Annotated in this window: 8 protein-coding genes; 4 read left to right on the top strand and 4 right to left on the bottom strand. The window is 49.5% G+C overall.

Annotated features, from left to right (window positions below):
* Window positions 1–137: 137 nt before the first annotated feature.
* Entirely contained in the window at window positions 138–587 is a 450-nt protein-coding gene (locus ACMJ0U_RS00675) for a hypothetical protein (protein ID WP_417127490.1), read from the bottom strand.
* Window positions 588–625: 38 nt separating this feature from the next.
* The gene (locus ACMJ0U_RS00670) at window positions 626–1,015 is read right to left on the bottom strand and encodes a hypothetical protein (protein WP_417127489.1); all 390 of its coding nucleotides are present in this window, start codon (window positions 1,013–1,015) and stop codon (window positions 626–628) included.
* Window positions 1,016–1,234: 219 nt separating this feature from the next.
* On the opposite strand from ACMJ0U_RS00670, the gene ACMJ0U_RS00665 reads away from it, so the two are divergent.
* From ACMJ0U_RS00665 to ACMJ0U_RS00650, 4 genes are read left to right on the top strand one after another with little or no spacing between them, the layout of a single operon-like run.
* Window positions 1,235–2,353, top strand: a complete 1,119-nt coding sequence (locus tag ACMJ0U_RS00665; protein WP_417127488.1) for an efflux RND transporter periplasmic adaptor subunit — start codon at window positions 1,235–1,237, stop codon at window positions 2,351–2,353.
* A gap of 11 nt (window positions 2,354–2,364) precedes the next feature.
* A complete protein-coding gene (locus ACMJ0U_RS00660) occupies window positions 2,365–5,508 on the top strand; it encodes an efflux RND transporter permease subunit (protein ID WP_417127487.1) in 3,144 nt (1,047 codons plus the stop codon).
* A gap of 43 nt (window positions 5,509–5,551) precedes the next feature.
* Window positions 5,552–6,928, top strand: coding sequence for a TolC family protein (locus ACMJ0U_RS00655; RefSeq protein WP_417127486.1), 1,377 nt, complete (start codon window positions 5,552–5,554; stop codon window positions 6,926–6,928).
* A 13-nt stretch (window positions 6,929–6,941) separates the two neighbouring features.
* Window positions 6,942–7,442 (top strand): hypothetical protein, encoded by a 501-nt coding sequence (locus ACMJ0U_RS00650; protein ID WP_417127485.1) that lies wholly within the window; start codon window positions 6,942–6,944, stop codon window positions 7,440–7,442.
* Between the two features lie 26 nt (window positions 7,443–7,468).
* Here ACMJ0U_RS00650 and ACMJ0U_RS00645 read toward each other — a convergent pair whose 3' ends face one another.
* The gene (locus ACMJ0U_RS00645) at window positions 7,469–8,392 is read right to left on the bottom strand and encodes a DNA/RNA non-specific endonuclease (protein WP_417127483.1); all 924 of its coding nucleotides are present in this window, start codon (window positions 8,390–8,392) and stop codon (window positions 7,469–7,471) included.
* Window positions 8,393–8,404: 12 nt separating this feature from the next.
* Window positions 8,405–8,866 (bottom strand): hypothetical protein, encoded by a 462-nt coding sequence (locus ACMJ0U_RS00640; protein ID WP_417127481.1) that lies wholly within the window; start codon window positions 8,864–8,866, stop codon window positions 8,405–8,407.
* Window positions 8,867–9,061: the final 195 nt, after the last annotated feature.

Below are 9,061 nucleotides of genomic sequence, written 5' to 3'. Positions count from 1 at the left end.
CAGCTAAAGCGGCATGACATGAATTTACAGACAGGAGCAGAAGAGGTCATCAGACTTCTTCCGGAACGTCATGTCCAACAGATAGGACTATATGAAAAAACACAGAAAAAGGGCAATAATAATGGCATATAAAGTGATTATACTCTATCGACTTTATATGCCATCTTACTTTTAGGGACATTTACTGAATATCCCTGGTCAGAGAAACAGAGCTTTTCGGCCACGTCTTGCACGCTGTTGGCTGGATTGAGCAGACAGACTTTCGCTTCTTCTATCAGGCTTTCGCTGATGAGCTGGTTGGCTGTCTTGCCATAGAGTTTCTTTAACTTGGCCGATAACGCATCAGGGGATACGTAGAGTTGGTCGGCATACCATTTTACGGTGTGGTGATAGCGGCAATTGGTATGCATCAGGTATAGAAAACGAGGGAGGGTATCTTTCCAGCGGAAAGAATGCTCGAGCTCGTTTTCTTGTTTATACATGCGGAAGATTATGTTCCATACTTCCAGGATGAGGGAACGAAGCGTGTTTTCCAGCATTTCAACCAGGAAATGATTCTCTTTTTGCTGAAGGGTGTGGCGTAGCATGTCCACATGTGATTGTATCCGGAGAAGATCCTGTTTTTCTAATGGGATAAATGTACATGTCTGTATACATAGGCTGCGACCTTGGAACGGATGCATTCGGCTGCCTGCAAAAAAATCTCCCTTCGGGTTATGAGCAGACATCCTTCGAAATCACGGTCTGTTTTCAGGTCGCTCCATTGGTAAGGTTCGATAAACTCGATGTAGGAAGGAGCAGGAATGACGGTCCGCTTGTCATTGGTCTGGATGCTGATTTCTCCTTTTAATACGAGCAAAGATACCGTATGCTGTGTGTCGATACTTCCTTTCTGGAATTGATTTTCTCCCCGTACGGTGAAGATACCCATTTGTTCATTGTACACCATATCTCGCTCCGTTCCGTCTGCTTGCAGCGTCGGAACCAGCCATTTTGTAAACGCATATTCTTTCATTTTGTATCTCGTTGTTGTATTTGCGCATCTAAAATACAGACATAAATCGTAGCCTGAAAACCTTTTTGTATGTTTTAGAAATCATAAACTGAATAAATGCTAAAGCACGGATTCGGACAAATGTTCTTAGGAATGGAACAAGTGAGTAGTCTTTCCCGCCTTCTAAATTTGCATCGGCTATAACAGAAAGAGTCAAATCAACTAAAAAAGGAGAATAAGATGAAAAAAGCTTTTGTATCAGTTGGTGCATGTTTTTGTGCGTTGTTGGGGATGCTGACAGCCTGCACGCAGCCTGTAGCTACCTCACAGGCAAGTGGGTACAAGACCATGACCGTGAAGAAAGAAAATCGCCTTCTTACTAACAGCTATTCGGCTGTAGTAAAGGGAAGACAGAGTGTGGAAATTCGTCCGCAGGTGAGCGGTACGATTACCGAGATTTGTGTGAAAGAAGGAGCCAAGGTGCACAAGGGACAGGTGTTGTTCGTGATTGACCAGGTGCCGTATAAAGCAGCCTTGCAGACGGCATTGGCGAATGTGAAAAGTGCGGAAGCTGCCGTAGCTACGGCCCGGCTGACGTTCGACAGCAAGGAAGAGCTCTTCAAGGAGCGTGTGGTTTCGGATTTTGACCGTCAGACGGCACAGAATTCTTTGTTGGAGGCTGAGGCCAGTCTGGCACAAGCGAAGGCCAATGAAACCAATGCCCGTAACGACCTTTCCTATACGGTAGTCCGGAGTCCGGTGGATGGAGTGGCAGGTATGTCTTCCTATCGTGTGGGGGCATTGGTCAATTCTTCCATTACCACGCCTTTACTTACCGTCTCGGACGATGAGGAAGTCTATGTGTATTTTTCCATGACCGAAAATCAGATGCTGTCACTGCTCCGTCAGTATGGCAGTGTGGACAAGGCCCTGGCCGGTATGCCCAAAGTGTCCCTGCAGTTGAGCGATGGGGTGAAATATGCGCATGAAGGAGTGATAGATGCCATCAGTGGAACCATTGACACCGGAACAGGGGCTGTCAGCTTGCGTGCCGTGTTCCCGAATCCGGAAGGAATGTTGCGAAACGGAAGTACGGCTACGCTCGTATTGCCCTATACCAAAGAGAATGCGCTGGTTGTTCCGCAGGAAGCTACTTTTGAGATTCAGGACAAGGTGTATGTGTATAAGGTGAATGAGAACAGGAAGGCCGAGTCGGCACAGGTGACTGTTTTCCCGCTGAACAACGGGCAGGAATACATTGTAGAGAGTGGCTTGCAGGAAGGAGAAGTAATTGTAGCTGAGGGTGCCGGACTGATTCAGGAGAATACCCAGATTCTTTCGTTACATACTGAAAAATAGGAGGGGACGTTATGAAACTGAAGACTTTTATCGACCGGCCCATCCTGTCGTGTGCCATTTCTGTGCTTATCCTGATATTGGGAGTAATCGGGCTGAGCAACCTTCCCATGGAGCAGTATCCTGACATCGCGCCTCCTACCATTATGGTGTCTACCACCTATACGGGTGCCAATGCGGAGACAGTGCTGAAGAGTGTCATTGCCCCATTGGAAGAAGCCATTAACGGTGTGGAAAACATGACGTATATGACTTCCACGGCTACTAATACGGGGTCTGCTTCCATTACCGTATATTTTGCACAGGGAACGGACCCGGACATGGCGACCGTCAACACCAAGAACCGTGTGTCGGAAGCAGAAGGATTGTTGCCTGCCGAAGTGACCAAGGTGGGTGTGACTGTAGAAAAACGGCAGAACAGTATGGTCAAGATTATAGCGTTGTACAGTCCCGACGACAGCTACGACCAGAATTTTATCAACAACTATTTTAAGATTAATGTAGAACCTCGTCTTTCTCGTATTACGGGAGTGGGCAACGTGAATGTCATGGGTGGGGATTATGCCATGCGTATCTGGATGAACCCTCAGAAGATGGCCCAGTATCAGCTGGTACCTGCCGATGTGATTGCCTTGCTGGATGACCAGAACGTAGAAGCGGCCACGGGTACACTGGGCGAGGATTCTGAAAATACATTTCAATACACGTTGAAGTACCGGGGGCGGTATGAAACGGCAGAAGAGTTTGGCAACATGGTACTCAAGGCCTTGCCGTCAGGTGAAGTGCTCCGCCTGAAGGATGTGGCTGAGGTGGAACTGGGTGCCCAGACTTATGCCTATAATAGCCAGATTGCGGGCCACCCCGGTGCTACGTGTATGATTTCGCAGACCGCCGGCTCGAATGCCAACGAGATTGTGAAGGAGGTGGATAAACTGATGGAAGAGGTGGCGAAGGATTTGCCCAAAGGGCTGGTGCTGACCGACCTGATGAGTACGAAGGACTTCCTGGATGCATCGGTACACGAGGTAGTGAAAACCCTGATTGAGGCTATTATCCTGGTAGTGCTGGTGGTCTATTTCTTCTTGCAGAGCGTTCGTTCCACCATCATTCCTTCGGTTTCCATCATTGTGTCACTGGTGGGTACGTTTGCCTTCTTGTATGTGGCCGGATTCAGTCTGAACCTGCTGACCCTCTTTGCACTGGTGCTGGTAATCGGTACGGTGGTGGATGATGCCATTGTGGTGGTGGAGGCCGTGCAGGCCAAGTTTGACGAAGGCTACCGCTCGCCTTATAAAGCTACGGTGGCTGCCATGGATGGCATTTCCGCAGCTATTGTGACCACCTCACTGGTATTTATGGCCGTGTTTATCCCGACCTCGTTCATGGGAGGAACCAGTGGGGTATTCTATACCCAGTTTGGTTTGACCATGGCGGTGGCAGTAGGTATTTCTGCAATCAATGCCTTGACCCTCAGTCCGGCTTTGTGTGCCCTCATCATGACTCCTCACATGGACAAGTCGACCGGCGGTAAGTTGAGTTTTTCTTCCCGTTTTCACCATGCATTTGAGGCTTCCTTCAATAGACTGGTGTTGAAGTATAAGAATGGAGTGTCGTTCTTCCTCCGTCGTAAATGGATGGCCTGGGTATCTTTGGCGGCTGTCTGTGCCTTGCTGGTATTTTTTATGCGGACCACTAAGACCGGGCTGGTGCCGGATGAGGATATGGGTACGGTTTTCGTCAATGTGACCACCCCTCCCGGAAGCAGTTTGGCCCAGACTCGCAAGACGATGGAAATGATAGACGAGCGTATCCGTGAGATTCCGCAGATAAGGACATATTCCAATGTGACCGGTTACAGCATGATGGGCGGACAGGCCGCTTCGGGAGGTATGCTGATTATCAAGCTGAAGCACAGGGATGAACGTCAGGAGGCACAGGATCACATCAATGCCATCATTGCGGCGATTTACCAGCATACAGCCGACATTAAATCGGCCAAGCTCTTTGCCTTTGCGCAGCCTACCATTATGGGATACGGTATGGGTAGCGGCTTCGAAATGTACGTGCAAGACCGTGCCGGAGGCAGCGTGGAGAATTTGCAGAAGTACACCCAGAATTTCATTGCGGCCCTCAATAAGCGGCCTGAAATTTCTATGGCCTATACCACTTTTGATACGAAGTTCCCGCAGTATATGGTGGAGGTGGATGCCGCAAAGTGCCAGCGGGCGGGTGTCACCACGTCCGATGTGCTGAGCGTACTTTCCGGTTATATTGGCGGTAATTACTCGTCCAATCTGAATCGCTTTTCCAAGCTTTACCGTGTGATGATTCAGGCTCGGAAGGATTACCGTCTGGATAAAGAGTCGCTTAACAATATGTTTGTACGGACTGAAAGCGGGGAGATGGCTCCTGTGGGGCAGTTTATTACGCTGACCAAGGTATACGGAGCCGAAACCTTGACACGGTTCAATATGTATACCTCTATCCCGGTCAACGGTATGCCGGCAGATGGTTACAGTTCGGGTGATGCCATTGCAGCCATTGAGGAGGTTGCTTCACAGACGCTGCCTACGGGATATGGATATGAGTTCAGCGGTATTACGCGCGAAGAATCGGGAAGTACGGGAAACACGGTCATCATTTTCATTATTTGTATTGTATTCATCTACCTGATTCTCTGTTCACTTTATGAGAGCCTGTTCATTCCGATGGTAGTTATCCTGGCTGTTCCTTTCGGACTGATGGGAAGCTTTTTGTTTGCCAAGTGTTTTGGACTGGAGAACAACATCTATATGCAGACGGGTTTGATTATGCTGATTGGATTGCTTTCGAAAACCGCCATCTTGCTGACCGAATACGCTTCGGCCCGTCGCCGACAGGGGATGAGCATTGCACAGGCTGCTGTGGCGGCTGCCGGAGTTCGTCTGCGTCCGATTCTGATGACCGCCCTGACGATGATTATCGGATTGTTCCCGCTGATTGTGGCTACCGGGGCAGGAGCCAACGGAAACCGTTCGTTGGGAGTCGGTACGGTAGGAGGTATGCTTGTCGGTACGGTAGCCCTGCTGTTCGTGGTGCCGGTGCTGTTTACGGTGTTCCAACTGATTGAAGAGAAAGTAATGCCACACCGTCAAACAGAGGAGGACACGAAAGAATAATCCGTTGCCGCAAAATATTATGTCGATTAAAGAAACATTTGATATGCAAAAAAATAGGAGTTTTTTATTGGTTGCCGCTTGTATGGCTAATTTATTGACCGGTTGTGGCATCTATACGAAATATCAGCAGCCGGAGGTGGAAACCGATGGGTTGTTTGGCACGCTTCCGGAGGAGGTGGATACCACCTCCTCACTGGCCGACCTGAAATGGGAGGAGCTGTTTACGGATGTATCCTTGAAAAAACTGATTACACGTGCGCTGGAGGCGAATACGGATTTGAATGTGGCCCGTTTGAAAGTGGAAGAGGCACGGGCCTCGCTGTCAGCTGCTAAGCTGGCCTACCTGCCTTCTGCCCAGTTGGATCCGGAAGGAGCATTGAGCAGTTTTGACGGCAGCAAACCTACCAAGACCTATTCGTTGGGAGCTTCTGCCAGCTGGGAACTGGATTTCTTTGGAAAGCTGACCAACGCCAAACGGGGAGAACGTGCGGCACTGGAGCAGAGTGAGGCGTATCGTCAGGTGGTGCAGACACAGCTCATTGCTACGGTGGCCGAGAGTTATTACACGTTGCTGATGCTTGATGAGCAGGTAGCCGTAACTACGGAGACGGTAGAAAGCTGGAAGGAGTATATACGTAGTCTGAAAGCCCTGATGCGGGCCGGACAGGCCGACCGTGCGACCGTGAATCAGGCAGAAGCTTCCCGATTGGATGCCGAAGCTTCTTTGCTGGATTTGAAGCAGCAGGTGACGGAAACGGAAAACACGCTGTGTGCCCTGCTTTTCTGGACCCCGCAGTCTATTGCGCGCGGTACACTTGGTGAAGTGGATTTCCCGGAAAGTTTGTCGGTGGGAGTGCCGTTGAATTTGTTGGCCAACCGTCCGGATGTGTGGCAGGCTGAGGCGGTACTTAAACAGGCTTTTTATGCCACCAATCAGGCACGCTCCAGTTTTTATCCGAGCGTGACATTGAGCGGCTCGGCCGGATGGACAAACAGTGGGGGAGCCCTTGTGACCAATCCGGGTGCCTGGCTGCTTCAGGCCGTAGGCTCTCTGGTGCAACCTCTTTTTCAGCGGGGGCAGCTTATGGCAAATCTGAAAATCAGCAAGGCACAGCAGGAAGAGGCTCTGCTACAGTTCCAGCAGACCTTGTTGGATGCCGGTGCGGAGGTGAACAATGCCCTGAGCCAGTGGCAGACGGCCCGTCAGAAAACGGTGCTCGACCGTGAGCAGGTGGAGCATCTGAAAGATGCGTTGCGTGATACGGAACTGCTGATGGAACACGGTACGACGAACTACCTGGAAGTGCTGACTGCCCGTCAGTCATTATTGGCAGCACGGTTGTCGCTTGTGTCCGACCGGAATGCTGAGATAAAAAGTGTCATAACCCTTTATCATGCGTTGGGAGGGGGAAACAACTAACATATAGGTTGATATGAAGAAGATGATGATGGTTGCTGCATGCGTGGGAGGACTTGCATGTATGCTGGCATGCAATAAAGAAGAGGTGGGTGCATATACTCCGCTTCCCAAGATTCACTTAGGAGAGACGTTCAAATATAAATGTGAGCCGGAGAATTACATCCGGCTCGAATATGATACCCTTGGTGAGGCTGCTGTCTTGAACTTTTATAAAGACGAAATCACCTCATTGGACTATCTGGAGTACGATGAAAACTCGTGTACCTTCTCCTTTCATAAAGGAGAGACGGGGCTTTATCGTATCAGTTGGGAGTATACGTCGGAAAATACCTTGCGGATACTTTACGGACAGAACGGCATGTGGTACCGGATGAATACAAGCGGTACCCATGAATATCTGTTAGAAGCCAATGACGGGATGGCAATAAAGGTCATAGCCTACCGCACAAACTTTGATTCTTTGCATTGCACGATAAATCGTTTTTGTATTGAAGAATACAAAAACGAGGAATAGGAGTGAACCGAAGTTCCGGCCTGCTTTCACCTTCCTGAAGGCAGTGCCGGCACTTCGGCCTCTATTCGATTCTCCACGTCGTCGGGGAGCTTGGAGAAGAAATCCATCCCCGTTACTTTTTCTACGGAGTCAACCGGTACCATGTATTTTTCCAGTGTCTGATGGTGTGCCTTGTTGTCGAACAGAAAGCCCATGGCGATGGGACTCTTCCGGTTGTAAATCAGCACCACCTTGAAGAAACGGTCGGGTACGGCCACCCGGTGCTCTCCGATGCGCCTGGGTTGCTTCTTGTCATAGATAGGTCCGCAGGTAATGTACACCGTGCCATATTTCCGTGCCCAGCTGCGGCATAATTCCTCCAAATCCCCCCAGTCATCCCGGTTCAGTTTCTGGTTCTGCGGGCAGATGTTGCTCATGTAGAACGATTCTTCCATGGCTTTCTTACTCCATTTCATGTCGGCCGCCGGAGCCATGTGTCCCCGGTCGTATCCGGAGCGTGTATAATCGGCATGCTCCACACGGGGCTCGGGCAAATCCGGGTCGGGTACGAAGCGGTTCTTTCGCTCTTCACTTCCTTTGGTTTCCTGCCGTGTCAGTTCCCAGGCCACCCAGTTGGGTGTTTTATAGAAATTATTGTATGAAACGGTGTATCCCGTCCGCTGCAACCTGATTTCTTCCCGTTTGGTCAGCATGACGGGAATTTCCAGTTTGCTGCTGATACGGCTGGCCGAGGGTTGTGTCTCTGTCTCGTCCTGCGACTTTTCCGGCAGGCGCTGTGCCACTTCCTTCTGTGCCTTCTCCAGTGTGTGCGAAAGCTCCTTTGTCAGCTCCTTGGCTTCCGGCAGATTCTGGTGGTTCTGATAGAAATAAGCACCGCCACCCAGAATCAGCAACAGGAGTATGAAGCCTTTCAGGGAGCCGGTGTATGAACTTCTCTTTTTCTTTCCCATGATTTGCGTGTATTAAACCAGTTTGAAACGCATTCGGAAGATGCCGTCGTTAAAGTCGTGACTGATAATCTTGAAGGTACCGATTTCTGACGTATTCTCTACATGCTGTCCGATGCACAGACATTCGTCGTAGTCGCCCACGTGTACCACGCGAACCGTCTCGGAAGCCCCTTCAGGCAGTCGTTTTATGTCAAAGCGTCCGGTAGCTTCTTCTTGTGTGATAAATTCCGTAGTGACAGGAAGGTGGCGTGCGATTACTTCGTTGACAGTCGTTTCAATGCGTGCAATATCGTTTTCCGAAGGTGCTTGTGAAAGTGCAAAATCGAGTTTGCTTTTCTTCCGTTCGATATGGGCAGATACCGCCCGTCCGCATCCGAAAAGATTGACCATGGTGCGGTTGACAATGTGTTCGCAGGTGTGCATGGGGGGATATTCCTGCTTGTTATGTTTATTAAGTTGAGTAGGTTGTTCCATAATGATTGTATTTTCCGGCAAAGATACAAAATGAGAGGATATATGCAGTCTTTATGTGGATTTTTCCATGTGTCTTTTGGAGGATTTGAAACGCTTTTACGTTTCATCCAAAACGCACTTACGTTTCATCCAAAATGCACTTGCGTTTTGATTGAAATGTACTTACGTTTTAACAAGAATGTACTTACGTTTTGT

This window comes from Phocaeicola sp. (genome assembly GCF_048170425.1).
Taxonomy (GTDB): domain Bacteria; phylum Bacteroidota; class Bacteroidia; order Bacteroidales; family Bacteroidaceae; genus Phocaeicola.
The sequence above is the reverse complement of the archived record's forward strand: the minus strand, read 5'-3'. Positions and strand labels throughout refer to the sequence as shown.